The 15,916-nt window shown below is 73.2% G+C and carries 12 protein-coding genes and 4 pseudogenes; 9 read left to right on the plus strand and 7 right to left on the minus strand.

Annotated features, from left to right (window positions below; translation table 11 throughout):
• Together UK82_RS39210 and UK82_RS21385 are read left to right on the plus strand one after the other, a co-directional pair.
• Nucleotides 1-1,094: pseudogene (locus UK82_RS39210) on the plus strand (NAD(P)/FAD-dependent oxidoreductase); the annotation flags it as partial.
• Nucleotides 1,095-1,137: 43 nt separating this feature from the next.
• Nucleotides 1,138-2,619: an ATP-binding protein gene (locus tag UK82_RS21385; protein WP_044882950.1), complete on the plus strand. Its 1,482-nt coding sequence runs from the start codon at nt 1,138-1,140 to the stop codon at nt 2,617-2,619.
• 17 nt (nt 2,620-2,636) lie between these two features.
• Here UK82_RS21385 and UK82_RS39215 read toward each other — a convergent pair.
• The 3 genes from UK82_RS39215 to UK82_RS21400 all read right to left on the minus strand — a co-directional run.
• On the minus strand, nt 2,637-3,158 hold a 522-nt coding region (locus UK82_RS39215; RefSeq protein WP_396230605.1), incomplete at its 5' end, for a glycosyltransferase.
• 842 nt (nt 3,159-4,000) lie between these two features.
• Nucleotides 4,001-4,780 carry an SDR family oxidoreductase gene (locus UK82_RS21395; RefSeq protein WP_055408926.1) on the minus strand — a complete coding sequence of 260 codons (780 nt, stop codon included), beginning with the start codon at nt 4,778-4,780 and terminating at the stop codon, nt 4,001-4,003.
• A 73-nt stretch (nt 4,781-4,853) separates the two neighbouring features.
• A complete protein-coding gene (locus UK82_RS21400; protein WP_041939026.1) occupies nt 4,854-5,099 on the minus strand; it encodes a DUF2630 family protein in 246 nt (81 codons plus the stop codon).
• 115 nt (nt 5,100-5,214) lie between these two features.
• Between UK82_RS21400 and UK82_RS39225 the strand changes: the two genes are divergently transcribed.
• The 6 genes and pseudogenes from UK82_RS39225 to UK82_RS21425 form a co-directional block, all read left to right on the plus strand.
• Nucleotides 5,215-5,652, plus strand: a 438-nt coding sequence (locus tag UK82_RS39225; protein WP_313949822.1) for an alcohol dehydrogenase catalytic domain-containing protein, incomplete at its 3' end; no start/stop codon positions are given.
• 1 nt (nt 5,653) lies between these two features.
• Nucleotides 5,654-6,216: pseudogene (locus UK82_RS39230) on the plus strand (zinc-binding dehydrogenase); the annotation flags it as partial.
• 152 nt (nt 6,217-6,368) lie between these two features.
• Entirely contained in the window at nt 6,369-8,948 is a 2,580-nt protein-coding gene (locus UK82_RS21410) for an EAL domain-containing protein (protein ID WP_055408928.1), read from the plus strand.
• Between the two features lie 768 nt (nt 8,949-9,716).
• Nucleotides 9,717-10,031 (plus strand): hypothetical protein, encoded by a 315-nt coding sequence (locus tag UK82_RS21415; RefSeq protein WP_011603124.1) that lies wholly within the window; start codon nt 9,717-9,719, stop codon nt 10,029-10,031.
• A 12-nt stretch (nt 10,032-10,043) separates the two neighbouring features.
• Nucleotides 10,044-11,543, plus strand: a complete 1,500-nt coding sequence (locus UK82_RS21420) for a class I adenylate-forming enzyme family protein (RefSeq protein WP_055408931.1) — start codon at nt 10,044-10,046, stop codon at nt 11,541-11,543.
• A 178-nt stretch (nt 11,544-11,721) separates the two neighbouring features.
• Nucleotides 11,722-12,663 (plus strand): acyl-CoA thioesterase II, encoded by a 942-nt coding sequence (locus tag UK82_RS21425; protein WP_055408933.1) that lies wholly within the window; start codon nt 11,722-11,724, stop codon nt 12,661-12,663.
• Here the strand turns inward: UK82_RS21425 and UK82_RS39235 are convergent.
• From UK82_RS39235 to UK82_RS21440, 4 genes and pseudogenes are all read right to left on the minus strand, one after another.
• Nucleotides 12,660-13,331 (minus strand): Na+/H+ antiporter NhaA (locus UK82_RS39235; protein ID WP_236706249.1); only part of this gene is annotated, 672 nt, incomplete at its 5' end. The genes UK82_RS21425 and UK82_RS39235 overlap by 4 nt on opposite strands.
• A gap of 1 nt (nt 13,332) precedes the next feature.
• Nucleotides 13,333-13,964: pseudogene (locus tag UK82_RS39240) on the minus strand (Na+/H+ antiporter NhaA); the annotation flags it as partial.
• Between the two features lie 447 nt (nt 13,965-14,411).
• A complete protein-coding gene (locus tag UK82_RS39245; protein ID WP_236706250.1) occupies nt 14,412-14,741 on the minus strand; it encodes a hypothetical protein in 330 nt (109 codons plus the stop codon).
• Nucleotides 14,742-15,121: 380 nt separating this feature from the next.
• On the minus strand, nt 15,122-15,535 hold the full coding sequence (locus tag UK82_RS21440) for a hypothetical protein (RefSeq protein ID WP_055408936.1): 414 nt from the start codon (nt 15,533-15,535) through the stop codon (nt 15,122-15,124).
• Nucleotides 15,536-15,631: 96 nt separating this feature from the next.
• On the opposite strand from UK82_RS21440, the pseudogene UK82_RS21445 reads away from it, so the two are divergent.
• Nucleotides 15,632-15,916 (plus strand): annotated as a pseudogene (locus tag UK82_RS21445) (helix-turn-helix domain-containing protein); the annotation flags it as partial.

Genomic DNA, 15,916 nt, shown 5'->3' on the forward strand with positions numbered 1-15,916 from the left:
CCCCCGACACGCTGCCGGTCGTGATCACTCCCGACGGGGTGACGTTGACCGACCCCACCGACGCCGAGCTCGCCGGCCGGGTCGGGCTGACCACCTCCCCCGCCGCGGACTTCTACGACGTCGTGGTGATCGGCGGGGGCCCGGCGGGACTGGGCTCGGCGGTGTACGCGGCCTCGGAGGGGCTGCGCACCGTCCTCGTCGAGCGCACGGCCACCGGCGGGCAGGCCGGCCAGAGCTCGCGGATCGAGAACTACCTGGGCTTCCCGGACGGCGTGTCCGGCGCCCAGCTCACCGACCGCGCGCGCCGCCAGGCGGTCAAGTTCGGCGCGGAGGTCCTCACCGCGCGCGACGCCGTCGCGCTGGAGATCTGCGGCCCGGCGCGCACGGTCCACTTCGACGACGGCCGGCAGATCTCCGCGCATGCCGTCGTCCTCGCCACCGGCGTGTCCTACCGGCAGCTCACCGCCCCCGGCCTGGACGAGTTCACCGGCCGCGGGGTGTTCTACGGCTCCGCGCTCACCGAGGCGCCCTCCTGCGCCGGGCAGGACGTCTACATCGTCGGCGGGGCGAACTCCGCCGGCCAGGCGGCGATGCACTTCGCCCGGCACGCCCGGCGGGTCACCATGGTCGTGCGCGGGTCGTCGCTGGAGGCGTCGATGTCCCACTACCTGATCCAGCAGATCGCCGGGGTCGAGGCGATCACCGTACGGACCTGCACCGAGATCGTCTCGGCGGAGGGCGACGGCCACCTCGAACGGCTCACGCTGCGCGACAACGCCAGCGGCGAGACCGAGACGGTCGACACCCAGTGGCTGTTCATCTTCATCGGCGCCGCGCCGCGCACAGGCTGGCTCGACGGCGTGCTGACCCGCGACGAGCGCGGGTTCGTCCTGGCCGGGCCGGACCTGGTCGTCGACGGCCGCCGCCCGCCGGGCTGGTCGCTCGACCGCGACCCCTACCACCTGGAGACGTCGGTGCCGGGGGTCTTCGTCGCCGGCGACGCCCGCGCGGAGTCGGTGAAGCGAGTGGCCTCGGCGGTCGGCGAGGGCGCCATGGCCATCGCGCTCGTCCACCGCTACCTGGAGAAGCATTGATGTGCCTCGCCGGAGCGAAGACGGCCCGACCAGGAGGGCGATCATGAAGACGGTTCCCTGCGACGTCGACGAGCTGCGCACTCTGTTCCTGTTCGAGAAGCTCACCGACGACCAGCTTCACTGGCTGTGCGAACGCGGGCACGCCGAACTGCTCGAACCCGGCCCGGTCTACAGCGAGGGCGCGCCCGCGACCTGCTTCTACGTGCTCATCTCCGGCGCGCTGGTGATGTCCACCCGGGTGGGTGCCGACGACATCGAGGTTGTGCGCTCCTCCCAGCGGGGGGTGTACGCCGGCGCCTGGCACGCCTATCTCGGCGACCGGGTGCCCCAGCTCTACAAGAACTCGATGCGGGTGACCGAGCCCAGCCGCTTCTTCGTCCTCGACGCCGACGACGTGGCGACCGTGATGCGCGAGTGGTTCCCGATGGCCCTGCACATGCTCGAGGGCCTGTTCTTCGGCATGCAGAACACCCAGCAGGTGGTCGGCCAGCGGGAGCGGCTGCTCGCGCTGGGCTCGCTGTCCGCGGGGCTGACCCACGAGCTGAACAACCCGGCGGCCGCCGCCGTGCGGGCCACCTCGGCGCTGCGCGAGCGGGTCGCCGGCATGCGGCACAAGCTCGGCATGATCGCCGCTGGTCCGTATGAGCGGACCGAGCTGGAGGTGCTCATCCGCCTGCAGGAAGAGGCGGTGGAGCGGGTGGCGAAGGCACCGACGCTCACCCCGATCGAGGTCTCGGACCGCGAGGACCTCATCGGCGACTGGCTGGACGAACGTGACATCGGCGACGCCTGGGACGTCGCGCCGATCTTCGTGCAGGCCGGCCTGGACGTCGCCTGGCTCGACCACGTGGCCGACTCGGTGCCGGCGGGCGTGCTCGACGGCGCCGTGCGCTGGCTGACCTACACGGTCGAGAGCGAACTGCTCATGCGGGAGATCGAGGACTCCACCACCCGGATCTCGACCCTGGTCACCGCCGCCAAGCAGTACTCGCAGATGGACCGGGCGCCGTACCAGACCGTCGACCTCCACGAGCTGCTCGACAGCACCCTGGTCATGCTGGGCCGCAAGATCGGCGACGACGTCGAGATCCGCCGGGACTACGACCGGTCCCTGCCGGCGATCCCCGCCTACGCGGCCGAGCTCAACCAGGTCTGGACGAACCTGATCGACAACGCCGTCGCCGCGATGGACCACCGCGGCACGCTGACGGTGCGTACCTTCGCGGACCACGACTTCGGCGTCGTCGAGATCGGCGACAGCGGCCCCGGCATCGACCCCGCCATCCGGGACCGGATCTTCGAGCCGTTCTTCACGACGAAGGCGGTCGGCGAGGGCACCGGTCTCGGCCTGGACATCTCCTGGCGGATCGTGGTGAAGAAGCACCACGGCGACCTGCGGGTCACCTCCGTCCCCGGCGACACCCGCTTCCAGGTCCGCCTTCCCCTCGTCGCCCCCTCCGCCTCCGCCACCGACAGCCCAGCCGAGGACCCGCCCGCCAGCCCGCCGCAGTCCAAGCAGACGTGAATTCGCCCACCAAGATTTCACGTTTTCGGCGCCAGACCTGAATTCTGAACAGGGAGCACAGGAGCCGCCGGACCCGCGCCGGCGGGGTCCGCGAGCTGCTCCAGCAGGTCGGCGGCCTTCTCCTCGCGGCCGGCGCGCGCGATCTCGGCCTGCAGGCGGCGCGCCTGCGTCGCATAGCGGGGGTCGGCCAGCACCTGACGGACGGCCGTGCGGATCTGCTGCGCGGTCGGTGTCTGGGTACGCAGGTCGATGCCCACGCCGGACCAGGCCACCCGGGCGTTGACCTCGTTCTTGTCCTCGGTGCGGCCGGCGCCGACGATCGGCACGCCGTGCGAGAGCGCGAGCTGTGTCCCGCCGTACCCGCCGTTGGTGAGGAAGACGTCGATGTGCGGCATGAGCTCGTCGAAGGGGATGAAGCGTTCGACCCGGGAGTTGACCGGCAGCGTCCCGAGTTCGGCCGGGTCGGCGCCGCCGGTCACGGCGACCACCAGGATGTCCTCGCCGGCGAGCGCGTCCAGCGCGGGACGGATCAGCTGGGCNGAATCGGTCGCGACGGTGCCCTGGTTGACCAGCACGACCCGGCGGCCCGCCGTCAGTTCGGGCCACCAGGCCGGCGGCTGCCAGGCCGGGTCGGCCAACGGGCGCGGCGGGCCGACGAAGCACACCTGGGGCGGCAGATCCGGAACGGAATACTCGAAGCCGGGCGGGCTGAACTGCAGGTACAGCCGGCAGACCAGCGGATACTCGAACACCATCTGGGCGGTGGGCGCCAGGCCGAGCTGCCCGCGGACGTCGTTGACCGCGGCGGTCATCGGCCGGAACACGACCCGGCGCATGAGCTGGTCGAGCGCGCGGTTGCGCAGCCGTCCGACCAGGCCGGCGGACGGGGCCAGCCCGAGGCCGAAGGGCGCCAGCTCCCGGCTCGGGAAACCGAGCACGGTGATGCCGAAACCGGCGAACGCCGGGCCGCCGAGTTCCTGGATCAGTGCCGCGGCGATGAAGGCGGTATCGCCGACGATGACGTCCGCGGATTCCCGCTCGAGCAGGGCGCGCAGATCCCGAACGTGTCCGAGCAGGGGAAGGGCGAACCCGTGGACCATCTCGAACTGGAGCTTGCGCAGTCCGGTCCGCTTCTGGTGACCGGGGAACCGCTCGTTCAGGTCGAGGACGCTGAAGTCGTTGTGGTGCTCGCTGAGGGGATGAAACGTGGCGCCGGTGGCCGTGATGGCGTCGGCGAAAGCCGAACCGGCGTACCACCGGACGCTGTGGCCGCGCCCCACCAGGGTCCGGGCGACCGGGTAGGCCGGGGCGGTGTGGCCTACGCCGGGAGTGGTGGCGAACAGGAAACGGGCCACGGGAAGGTCACCTTTCGGCCGGACCGTCAGGCCACCGGGCTCAGTCCGCCGTCGAGGTTGACGGCCGTGCCGGTGATGTAGGCGGCCCGCGGGGAGAGCAGGAACGCGACGAGGTCGGCGAACTCCTGCGCCCGGCCCACCCGGCCCAGCGGGATGCCGGAGTCGCGCCCCATCCGCGCGTAGAGCTCGTCGATCCCGATACCCTGCGCGGCCGCGGCCCGGTCCCACTGACCGCTCTCGACCATGCCGATGAGGATCGCGTTGACCCGGACGTTGTCCGGGCCGAGCTCCTTGGACAGGGCCTTGGTGAGCGCGAGTCCGGCGGCCCGGGTGACCGACGTCGGCATGGAGCCCGCGCCCGGCGCCCGGGCGCTGATCGACAGCGAGTTCACGATGCTCCCGCCGCCCGCCCGGCGCAGGTGCGGCAGGACGAGCCGGGACGCCCGCACCGCCGCGTGCAGCTTCAGGTCGAGGTCGCCCTGCCAGGCCTCGTCGGTCTGGCGCTCGAACGGCCCCGCGGAGCTGGCCCCGGCGTTGTTGACCAGGGCGTGGACGGCGTCCCACCGCTCGGTGGCAGCGGCGACGAACCGATCGAGGTCGGCCGGTTCCCGGACGTCGGCGACCACCGGCAGGACCTCCCCGGCCGAGCCACCCGCCGCCTCGGCGACCGACCGCAGCCGCGCGGCGTCCCGGCCGCAGAAGGCCACCCTGGCCCCCTCGGCGGCCAGGGTCCGCACCAGCGCGGCGCCGAGGCCGTCCGAGCCGCCGGTCACCAGCACGACCCGGCCCGAAAGCTGCAGATCCATCCCGCTCCCCTGCTCCAGGCCGCCGCCCTGCCGGCCGTCCCACCGACGCCGGCCGTCCCGGAAGCCGGCCGTCCTACTGAAGGTAGTGCTCGACCTGGGAGACGCTGCCGGGCTCGGCGCCCTGCGGGTCCTGGCCGGCGTCGCGCCGGGCGCGGCGGCGGCGCAGCAGGTCCCAGCACTGGTCCAGCGCCTGCTCCAGGCGCTCGAGGCGCTCGTGCTCGGTCTCGGCGTCGATCTCGCCGCGGGCGCGGCGGCCCCGCAGCTCGTGCTCCTCGGCCACGAGGGCGCTGACCTGGGCGTAGATCCGCTCGTCGTCCACCCGCCCACTCAATCACGCCAGCCCGAGGCCGTGGGATCGGACCGCAAAGCGGAAGACCTTCGCGGAACGCGATTCTCGGGATGTGACCTGGCATACTGCGCGGGTGGAAATCGCGATGATGCGAGCCGCGGTCTGCCATCGGCTGGGCACGCCGGACGAGATCACGACCGAGCTGGTACCCAGACCCGAGCCAGGGCCGGGCGAGGCGTTGATCAGGGTGCACGCGGCGGCGGTGAACCTGCCGGACGTGCTCATCGCCGCGGGCCGCTACCAGGTGCCGGTGCCACCGCCGTTCACCCCCGGCAGCGAGTTCGCGGGGGTCGTCGTCGGCGTCGGGTCGCAGGTGACAGGCGTCCGGGTCGGTGACCGGGTGGCCGGCGCGGCGATGAGCGGCGCGTTCGCCGAGTACGTCGCCGCGCCGGCGACGTCGCTCATCCCGGTGCCGGCCGGGGTGGATCTCGCCACCGCCGCGGCGAGCTGGGTCTGCCACCTCACTGCCTACCACGCGCTGCGCTCGATCGCGGACATCGCGCCCGGGGAGCGGCTGGTCGTGNTCGGGGCCGCCGGCGGCGTCGGGCTCGCGACGGTGGAGCTGGGCGCGCTGCTCGGCGCGCGGGTGATCGCCGCGGCCTCCAGCCCGGAGAAGCTCGCGGCCTGCAAGGAGCGCGGCGCCGAGCACCTGATCGACTACGAGCGCACGCCGTTACGCGACGCGATCCGGGCGGCGGCCGGCGGCGCGGACGTGGTCGTCGACCCCGTCGGCGGACGCTTCGCCGAGGCGGCGCTGCGCACCCTCGGCTGGGGCGGGCGGTTCGTCACCGTCGGCTACGCCAGCGGAGAGATCCCGCGCATCCCCCTCAACCTGCTGCTGTTGAAGGGCATGATCGTGCGCGGCTTCGAGCTGCGCACCTTCCCCCAGTTCGAGCCGGAGCTTGCGGCGCGGGACCGGGCCGAGCTCGCCGAGCTGCTCGGCGCCGGCCGGGTCGCCCCCCTCATCGGCGCGCGCTTCCCGCTGGCCGCCACCGGTGCCGCCCTGACCCACGTCGCCGAGCGGCAGGCGATCGGCAAGGTCGTCCTGGAGATGACGGACGGCGACGACACCGGCGTCGAGGCCTGAGGTCATGGCCCCACTCCTGCCACCCCGGACCGGATGACTACTTTCCGTCACCATTCGCTGGTGTCGGCACCGCATGGGGGCGCGGCCGCCCGGGTATGGACAGGACCGGGCTGCACGGGGTGCGTCGGGCCGCACGGGGTGGGTGAGGAGTCTTGGTACAGGAGCGTCCGGACCTCTTCGAGCTCCTGAACCTCGCGGTGACCGTGACGGATCTTCGCAGCGGCCGCCTGCGCCGGGCCAACGCGGCGGCCTGCGACCTGCTCGGCCGTTCCGAGGACGAGCTGATCGGCACGTACTGGCAGGACGTCACCGTGCCCGAGGAGCGCGCGCTGTGGCACGAGGAGATCCACCGGCCCGGCCAGCACGACCCGCCGTCCCGGCGGCTGGTCCGCCTGTGGCGCCCGGACCACAGCACCGTCCACGTCCTCGTCACCTCGGCGACGGTGCCCGGACCCGCGGGATGGGAGGTCCTCAGCCAGCTCCAGGACGTCTCCGACGAGATCACCGCGAACGACCGGCTGCGCCTCATCCTGGACAACACGCCGGTATCGATGTTCCTGGTGGATCGGGCGGGGTTCGTCCTCGCCAGCGAGGGCCTCATGGACGCGACGCTGTCGCGTCTCGCCGAGCATCCCGACATCTCGGTGTTCACGCTCTTCGAGGACCTGCCCAACGCCCTCGGCCTGCTGCAGGCCGCGCTCGCCGGACGTCCCCTGCACAACGTCATCGAGGCGTTCGGCCGCTGCTTCGACCTGCATCTCATGCCGATCGAGGGACCCGAGGGCGAGGTGAGCTACCTGACCTGTGTCGCGACGGACGTCACCGAACACCAGCAGGCGCTGGCCACCCTGCGAACCCGCTCGGTCGAGCAGGCCATGGTGGCCGACCTGGGCCAGCAGGCGCTGGAGAGCCTCGACGCCGCCTCGATGTGGACCCGGGCCGCCCGGATTCTCGCCGAACATCTCGCGGCTGGAACCGTCCGGATCCACGAACTCGACGACACCGGTCGGCGCACCCGTACCCTCGCCGACGTCTCCCCCGCCGCCGAATCCCCCCACGACACCGAATCCCCCCACGACACCGAATCCCCCCACGACACCGAATCCCCGCACAACACCGGATCCCCCGCCGACCTGGCCCGAGCCGACCTGGCCCGAGCCGACGGCGGGACCGACGGGGCCTGGTGCCCGCCGCAGCCCCCCGCCGGGGCCGTCATCGGCGGTCACGAGCTCGTCGTGTCGACCGGCCGAGGTGATCGGCCGTCGGCGGTCATCGAGGTGAGCCGCCCCGCACCCGCACCGGCGTTCAGCGAGCAGGATGTGCAGTTCGTCCGCTCGGTCGGCGCCGTGCTGGGCGCGGCCGCGGTGCGCTTCCGGATGGAGGACGAGATCCGCCGTCGGTCCCTGCGCGACGGGCTCACCGGGCTGCCCAACCGGACGGCGCTGCTCGACCGGCTGGACCGGGCGCTGCAGCGGGCGCGGGGCGACGGGACCCGCATCGGCGTGCTGTTCATCGACCTCGACGGCTTCAAGACGGTCAACGACACCCTGGGCCACCAGGCCGGCGACCACCTGCTGCGGTTGACGGCGGACCGGCTCGAGCACGCCGTGCGGCCCGCCGACGTCGTCGGGCGGCTTTCCGGTGACGAGTTCGCCGTGCTCTGCGAGGACGTCGACTCTCCCGCCGTCATCGAGGCGATCGCCGACCGGGTACTCGCCACCCTGGACACGCCCTGCGTGCTGCGCGAACGCACGGTCGTGCTGTCGGCCAGCATCGGCATCGCCCTGTCCGAGCCGGAGACCGCCGACGGCGAGGATCTGCTCAACGCCGCCGACATCGCGATGTACGCCGCGAAGCGTCGCGGGCCGGGGCGGCGGCTGGCGTTCGACGAGGTGATGCGCACCCGGCTGATGGCTCAGATCACCGAGAACGACGAGCTGCGCCGGGCCGTGTCCGCCGACGAGCTGGTCATGCGCTACCGGCCGATCCAGGACATCGACCGGGAGGTGGCCGGCGCGGAGGCGCTGCCGCACTGGCGACATCCGCGCCGGGGGCTGGTGCCGCCCGCGCAGTTCCTGCCCGATCCCGCGCACGTCGGCCTGCGGGTGCCGATCGACCGCTGGGCCGTGGGCCGGGCCTGCCGGGCCGCCGCCGGGTGGGCGGACGAGCGCGCGGACGGCGCGCCACCACCGCTGCTGACCGTGGCTGTCTCCAGCCGCTGCCTCGTCGAGGCGCGGTTCGTTCCCGAGCTGGACGTGCTGCTGGCCGCCACCGGTGGGGACCTCCGCTACCGGCTGTGCCTCCAGATCGCCGAGCGGGAGGTCGCCGACGACGAGACGGCGCTGTCGGCCGTCTTCGGCGAGCTGCGGCGGCTGGGAGTCGACCTCTGCGTCGACGACTACGGGTCGGCCCGGACGATGGCCTCCGCCATGAACCGGGTGCCCTTCGGCTACATCCGGCTCAACGGGACGTTCGTCGACGGCGTCGACCGCAGCCCGGTGCGCCACGCTGCCTCGGGTGCCCTCATGCACTTCGCCCACGAGCTCGGCATCCGGACGATGGCCGGCGACGTCGGGACGGCCTCGCAGTGGGAGACGCTGCGGGCGCTGCGCTGCGACCTCTTTCTCGGCCCGGTGATCGGTCCGAGCACGGCGGGGCTGCCGCGGCTGGCCGGACGCGGGAACGAGCCGGACACCGCCCGCCGCCCCGCGGCCCCGTCTCGCGGACGGTGACGACCCCGCGCGGCGGCCGACTCCGAATGGTGACGGTCGGCGACAGCGACCCCCGCGGATTGGTGACGACGACGTCAGACCTGCCTCGATCACAAGCCGCCGCGAGCCACCCGGCGTCCCCTGGCCGCCCGCGGCGACCGCCGCTGCGGCGAGCACCGAGGACATCGCGACCGACGGGTCCACCAGGTCACCGTCGGCGCCGGCCCGGCGTCCGGCGGGTGCGTCCGCGCGCCGCGGCGGCCCGACGGGCCCTTCAGCAGCGGCCATCAGCGGACCGGGCAGCAGGTGACGGCCGCTCCGGCCGGGCACCGGTGCATCGGCTGCCCCGGGTCCGAATCTGAGGTTCAATGAGCGATGAAACATCTAACTTCGCACATGAGATGTACGGCGGGTTCCGGCGCGATCGGGATCGCGCCGTGGACATACACCTGCAAACGGGGCCTGCCCACACCCTGCGTCACGTGACATCGCTGTTAGAAATCGAGGTAGCCTCGTATGCTTAGGTGAGGCGCCGCCGCGTGCGGGCAGCCGCCCCGGCAGCGGTTCCGGCGGCTGGCATGGGTGCGTTCGTCCGGCGGCCCTGGGCCGACGGCTGCGGGCGAGATCCCGCCGGGGCCCACCGGCGTCCACCCTCGATCCAGATACGGGTGGCGCTGTCGCTCCCGCCCAGGGCGGTGGCGCCTGATCCCCCCGGGCAGTAGAAATCAGGAAAGGCGTGACTCCCTCCGCTCTGCGAGAGGAACACGCGCGAGCGAGGAGGTCGAGAACGTGAGCCTTGTCACCAAGCCCGGTACCCGCTACCGGTCCGCCGTCGACCAGACGGAGATCATCGTGGTGAAACCCGCGAAGGGACCGATCGATCTGCGGTGCGGCGGCCATCCGGTCGTGGCGATCGGCACCGAGGCCCCCACCGGGCTCACTCTGGACCCCGCGTTCTCCGCCGGCACGCCGCTGGGCAAGCGGTTCGCCGACACCGACACCGGTCTCGAGCTGCTGTGCACCAAGGGCGGCACCGGTTCCCTGTCCATCGGGGAGGTCATCCTCGCCCAGAAGGACGCCAAGCCCCTGCCCTCCTCTGACTGACGGGTAGCCACGATGCACCTCGGGATGCTTCTCGAAATGGCCGCGGACGGCATGGCCGACCGGGTCGCGCTCGGCCCGTTGGCCTCCGGTCTGACCTTCGCCGAGCTGGCCAGCCGAGCCCGGCGCCTGGGCGCCGCGCTCGAGGCGCGGCCGGGCGAGCGGGTCGGGCTGATCGACCTGAACTCCCCCGCGGTTCCCCTGACGCTGTTCGGCTCGGCGATCGCCGGCAAGCCGTTCGTGCCGATCAACTACCGCCTGGCGGATCCGCAGTTGCGCGCCATCGTCGCCCGCACCGCCCCGGCGACGATCATCGTGGGTGAGGGTGTCGTCGAGCGGGTCGGGCCGATCGACGGCGTCGAGTTCCTCAGCCGGGCCGAGGCCCTGGCGCTCGCCGAGGACCCCGAGGGCAAGGAGAAGGACGGCTGGGGCGGCGACGCCGACGAGATCGCCGTCCTGCTGTTCACCAGCGGCACCACGGGCGAGCCGAAGGCCGCCGTGCTGCGGCACAGCAACCTGACCGAATACATCATCTCCACCGTCGAGTTCGCCGGCTCCGCGGAGGACGAGGCCGCGATCGTCAGCGTGCCGCCGTACCACATCGCGGGCATCTCGGCGGTGCTGTCGTCGACCTACTCCGGGCGCCGGGTGGTCCAGCTCGAGGCGTTCGACCCGGTCGCCTGGGTGCACATCGTCCGGCAGGAGTCGATCACCCACGCGATGGTCGTCCCGACGATGCTCGGCCGCATCCTCGACATCGTGGAGAAGGACGGCAAGGGCCTGCCCTCGCTGAGGTCGCTGTCCTACGGCGGCGGCCCGATGCCCCTGCCGGTCATCGAGCGGGCGGTCGGCCTGCTGCCGAACGTCGGCTTCGTCAACGCCTACGGGCTCACCGAGACCTCCAGCACCATCGCGGTGCTGGGCCCCGACGATCATCAGGCGGCGTTCGCCAGCGACGACCCGGCGGTCCGCGCCCGGCTCGCCTCCGTCGGCAAGCCGCTACCGACGCTCGAGGTGTCGATCCGCGACGCGGCCGGCGTCGAGGTGCCCACCGGCGAGCGCGGGGAGATCTCCGTGCGCGGCGGCCAGGTCTCCGGCGAGTACCTCGGCCGGGGCACGACGCTCGACTCCGACGGCTGGTTCCCGACCCGCGACGAGGGCCACCTCGACGAGGCCGGGTACCTGTTCGTCCACGGCCGGCTCGACGACGTGATCGTGCGCGGCGGCGAGAACCTGTCGCCGGGCGAGATCGAGGCGGTGCTGCTGGAGCACCCGAGCGTGCTCGAGGCCGCGGTCGTCGGGATCCCGAACAAGGAGTGGGGCGAGCAGGTCGTCGCCGCCGTCGTCACCTCCGGCGGGGTGACGGAGGAGGACCTCAAGGCGCACGTCCGCTCCCGGCTGCGCTCCAGCCGGACCCCCGACCACATCCAGTTCCGCGAGGAGCTGCCGTTCAACGAGAGCGGCAAGCTGCTGCGCCGAGTGCTTCGGACCGAGCTGTCCGAGGCCTTCACCTGATCGGTTCCGCATCGCGCGCCCGCCGGCCGGCTGCGACCGGCGGGCGCGGGACGCGGGGTGCGCGGGACGCGGCGTGCGGCGCCCGCGACGCGGCCCGTAGGCCGGCATCGGGTGTGCCGCGGACCGGCCGCCGTCCGGTGACGCGCGTCGGCGAGGACGAGGCGAGGATGAGCTCATCATGACTGTCGTTCCCACCGGTCCCGGTCCCGTCGGGGAGCCGGCGCTTGGCGCCGCGTCAGCCGGCGCCGCGGATCTCGCCCTGCCCCTGCAGGACGTCCTCGGGGTCCGGGAGACCGAGCCCGACGTTTTCGTCGGTGCCCGGGGCGCGCGCGCCCGCGCCGGCATCTTCGGCGGGCAGCTCGCCGGGCAGGCACTCGCGGCGGCCCAGCAGACCGCGGACTTCCCGGCGCACTCGCTGCACGGCTACTTCCTGCAGTCCGGCGACCCGGACATCCCGGTGAGCTACCACGTCGAGCGCCTACGCGACGGCCGCTCGTCGGCGGTGCGCCGCGTGGTCGCCCGCCAGCACGACCGCCGGCTGTTCGAGGTGATGGCGTCGTTCACCATCCCCCGGGAGGGGCTCGACCACGCCGATCCGGCCCCGCCCGATGTGCCCGATCCGGAGTCGGTCGCCGACCTGCCCAGCCATCTCGCCGCCTGGGGGTTCGACGGCCCGCTGCCCCCGCACTTCGCGGTGCTGGACTTCCGGCCGGTCAGCGTCGTGTCCCCGCTCGCGCCGCGGGCGTATCCCCCCAGCCAGCAGGTCTGGTTCCGGGTCAGGACCGCGCTGGGGGACGATCCCCGCGTCCACCTGCAGGCGATCACCTACGCGTCCGATCTGTACCTGCTCGCCACCTCCCTGCGGCCACACGGCATCGCGTCGGCCAGCCCGGGGGTGTCGTTCGCCAGCCTCGACCACGCGATCTGGTTCCACCGCCCGTTCCGGGCCGACGAGTGGCTGCTGCACGACCAGCACTCCCCGACCGCCTCCGCCGGACGCGGATACTCGACCGGCAAGATCTTCCGGCGGGACGGCACCCTGGTCGCGACGACCGCCCAGCAGGGTTTCATCCGCCCGCCGGCCGGCGCCGTCGGCGAGCAGCGCCCGCCGACGCGCTAGGACCGCGCCGCCCGGTAGATGTCCGGGACACCGTCGTGGTCGTCATCGGCCGTCTCGAGCTGGTGGATCCGCGCGTAGACGCGGTTGCGCAGCCGCAGCACCATCGTCGCCAGCAGGGCAGCGATGACCGAAGCGGTCAGCACCCCCACCTTCACGTGATCGTCGCGGGCGCTGCCGGGTCCGAACGCCAGCTCCCCGATGAGCAGCGACACCGTGAACCCGATCCCGCCGAGCAGCGCGAGCCCCGCGACGTCGATCCAGGCCAGGCCGCCGTCGAGGCTCGCCCCGGTGAACCGGGCGACGAGCCAGGTCGTCGCGAAGATCCCGATCGCCTTGCCGACGACCAGGCCGACGACGACGCCGAGGGCGGCCCGGTCGGACAGCGCGTCGGCGAGGCCCCCGAACCCACCGACGGTCACCCCCGCCGAGCAGAAGGCGAAGACCGGCACAGCGACGCCCGCCGACACCGGCCGCCACCGGTGCTCGAAGTGTTCCGCCAGCCCCGGGCCCGCCTGCGGTCCCCCGCCCCCCTCGCTGCGCGCCACCGGCACCGCGAAGCCCAGCAGCACCCCGGCGACCGTGGCGTGCACCCCGGAAGCATGGACGAGCGCCCAGGTGAGCACCGCGAGCGGCAGCAGCAGCCACCACGCCCGCACCCGGCGCTGCACNAGCACCGTGAAAGCCGCCAGCGGGACGACGGCGACGACCAGTGGCACCGCGGACAGCTCACCCGTGTAGGCGACGGCGATGATCGCGATCGCCAGCAGGTCGTCAACCACGGCGAGGGTCAGCAGGAAGGTCCGCAGCGCCGTGGGCAGGCTCCTGCCGACGACCGCGAGCACCGACAGAGCGAAGGCGATGTCGGTGGCGGTCGGGATCGCCCATCCCCGCAACGCCCCGCTGTGCAGGTTCACCAGCGAGTACAACACGGCCGGGACGGCGACTCCGCCCGCGGCGGCGGCCACCGGCACCGCCGCCCGGCTCGGGTCGCGCAGGTCCCCGGCGACGAACTCACGCTTGAGTTCGAGACCGGCGACGAAGAAGAAGACGGCCAGCAGCCCGTCGGCCGCCCACTCGCGGACCGAGAGGTCCAGGTGCAGCGCCGCCGGGCCGAAGTCGGTGGCCAGCAACGCATCATAGGTGCCCGACCAGGGTGAGTTCGCCCAGCCGAGGGCCAGGACGGTGGCGGCGAGCAGCAGCGCCCCACCGATCGTCTCCTCGCGCAGGATCCCCGCGATCCGCCGGGTCTCCGCCCAGGAGCCGCGGGCGAACAGGAGGGCACGTCGCGTCGGCGGGTTCAGAACGGTCTCCCAGCGTCCGGGGTCGGGTGGATCACCGCCGACCAGACTTCCCGGCACACCGCGGTCGAGTCTAGCCGTCCGCCGCCGCCCAACCGGCGGCGTGCCGCCCGGCGACCCACCCCGCACGGTCGCCGCCCCCACGCTGACCATCGCGAGCAGCACCGGATGGCCGCAGCGCCACCCGCGGTCCGCCCCCACGCTCCCCACCTGCACCCAGCCGACCAGCACCGCGGCCACCACCGTGAACCCGGCCAGCCGGGCGGCCGACCGCCAGGGCAGGATCGACCCGATCAGCACCGCGGGCAGCGCGATCGGGGCGAGGGTCCCCCAGCGGTCGCCGAACTGCGCGGCGAGCAGGGCGACGACGGCGGTCGCCCCCAGGGCACCGCGCAGCAGGAACCGCACCGTCCCCGGCGGCGGCCCGCCCGACGCGTCAGCCACCGCGGGTCACCGCCCACGCCCTCCCGAGACCACCGACGGCGAGGGCGCCTCACCCACCACCCCGTCGAGGGCAACAGCCTCGGCCCGCTGTCGCGCGGCCCCATCCCCCGCGGCCCCATCCCCCGCGGTCCACTCGGGAGCGGCCGCGCGTGCCGCGCCCTCCCGGTAGCTCTGGCCGTCGGGCGCATACCGGACTGGGCGGGACAGCGCCTGCGCCCCGAAGCGGTGTCGATCCCGGACCTGGTCACGCCAGATCACCAGGGCGGGCAGGAGGAACATCGCGGCCAACAGCGCGACGGCGAGAAGTATGCGATCCCATTCGAACCCGGAATCCACGGTTCGCCCCCTTCGGTCAATGATCGTCTTACGACGGGCAGTCTCCGAAAGCCCGAACTCCAAGGCCGGTCGTCTGCCGCCACCGCAGGTCACCGAAGCCGCATCCAGCGGACAGACGTCCCGAAACGGGAATGCGGGTCCACAAGCGCGGACCGGCGGTGCGGCCGAGAGCACGCGACCGGGCAAGCGCCGGCGACAGCATTCCCCACCGGCCAATCCCGGCACGAGCCAATCCCGGCACGAGCCAATCCCGGCACGAACCAATCCCGGCACGAACCTCGTGGGCGCCGGGCAGCCGCGGCACAGGCGTCAGGAACGCCGGGCAGCCGCAGCACAGGCCACGCGATCGCCGCGCGGCGGTCCCGCGGGCCTTGCGGGTGTCAGGCGATCCCGGCGCGGGCCTGCCTCGGAAGTGGGCGGGAGGGCCGCGGCGGCCCGCGGGCGGCCTGGTGCTCGGCGGGGCCGTCGCAACGGCGGCCGCGGTGTGCCATGCATCGCCAGCGGCCGAACCGGGGAAGGGCGAGGGCCACGGCGGCCGCGGCGAGGACGAAGGTGGTGGGATGGCCCGGCGACCAGGGCCCTGTCACCAGGATTCGCGCATCCTGGCGGGGGGTCGTGGTCTCCCCGGGACCGATCGAGACGGCCACCGCAGTGACCGCTGGCAGCGCCCGTTCGGCCGCCTGCAGGCGCGCCGGCCGCCCGCCGACGCCGCCGACGCCGCTGGCGGCGATGAGGCCGAGCAGCAGCAAGGCCACCCAGGCGGCGCGCAGGCGCCGGTGCTGGAGGGTGGCCATGCGGACAGGCTAGTAGACCGTCGCTGTTTAGTTCTGGGGTGTGGCAGGCTGGTGTTGGCAGATCTTCCTCGTCCCCTCTGCCGGTCAGGACAAGTCATGCCGTCACAGAAGAAGCGGCCGGTCACCTTGACCGCGGCCGATCGTGAAGCGTTGGTTCGGGTCACCACCACGGGTGTGCATCCGGCCTCGATGATCAGGCGGGCGCAGGTGCTGCTCGCGTTGGACACCTCGACCGGCGAGGTTGATCCTGTCGAGGTGATCGCGGCACGGCTGGGTGTCTCGGGTGAGACGCTGCGGCTGGTCGCCAAGCGGTTCGCCGAGACCAGCGGCGACATCTGGGCCACGGTCGGGCGCAGGCAGCGGGAACAGCCCCCGGTGCCC

Source organism: Frankia sp. ACN1ag (assembly GCF_001414035.1).
In the GTDB taxonomy this organism is placed as follows: domain Bacteria; phylum Actinomycetota; class Actinomycetes; order Frankiales; family Frankiaceae; genus Frankia; species Frankia torreyi.

Bases quoted from the DNA above. Each gene is read 5' to 3' on its own strand.
- UK82_RS21385 (WP_044882950.1), top strand. From the start codon at position 1,138: ATGAAGACGGTTCCCTGCGACGTCGACGAGCTGCGCACTCTGTTCCTG.
- UK82_RS21395 (WP_055408926.1), bottom strand. From the start codon at position 4,780: ATGGATCTGCAGCTTTCGGGCCGGGTCGTGCTGGTGACCGGCGGCTCG.
- UK82_RS21420 (WP_055408931.1), top strand. From the start codon at position 10,044: ATGCACCTCGGGATGCTTCTCGAAATGGCCGCGGACGGCATGGCCGAC.
- UK82_RS21425 (WP_055408933.1), top strand. From the start codon at position 11,722: ATGACTGTCGTTCCCACCGGTCCCGGTCCCGTCGGGGAGCCGGCGCTT.
- UK82_RS21440 (WP_055408936.1), bottom strand. From the start codon at position 15,535: ATGGCCACCCTCCAGCACCGGCGCCTGCGCGCCGCCTGGGTGGCCTTG.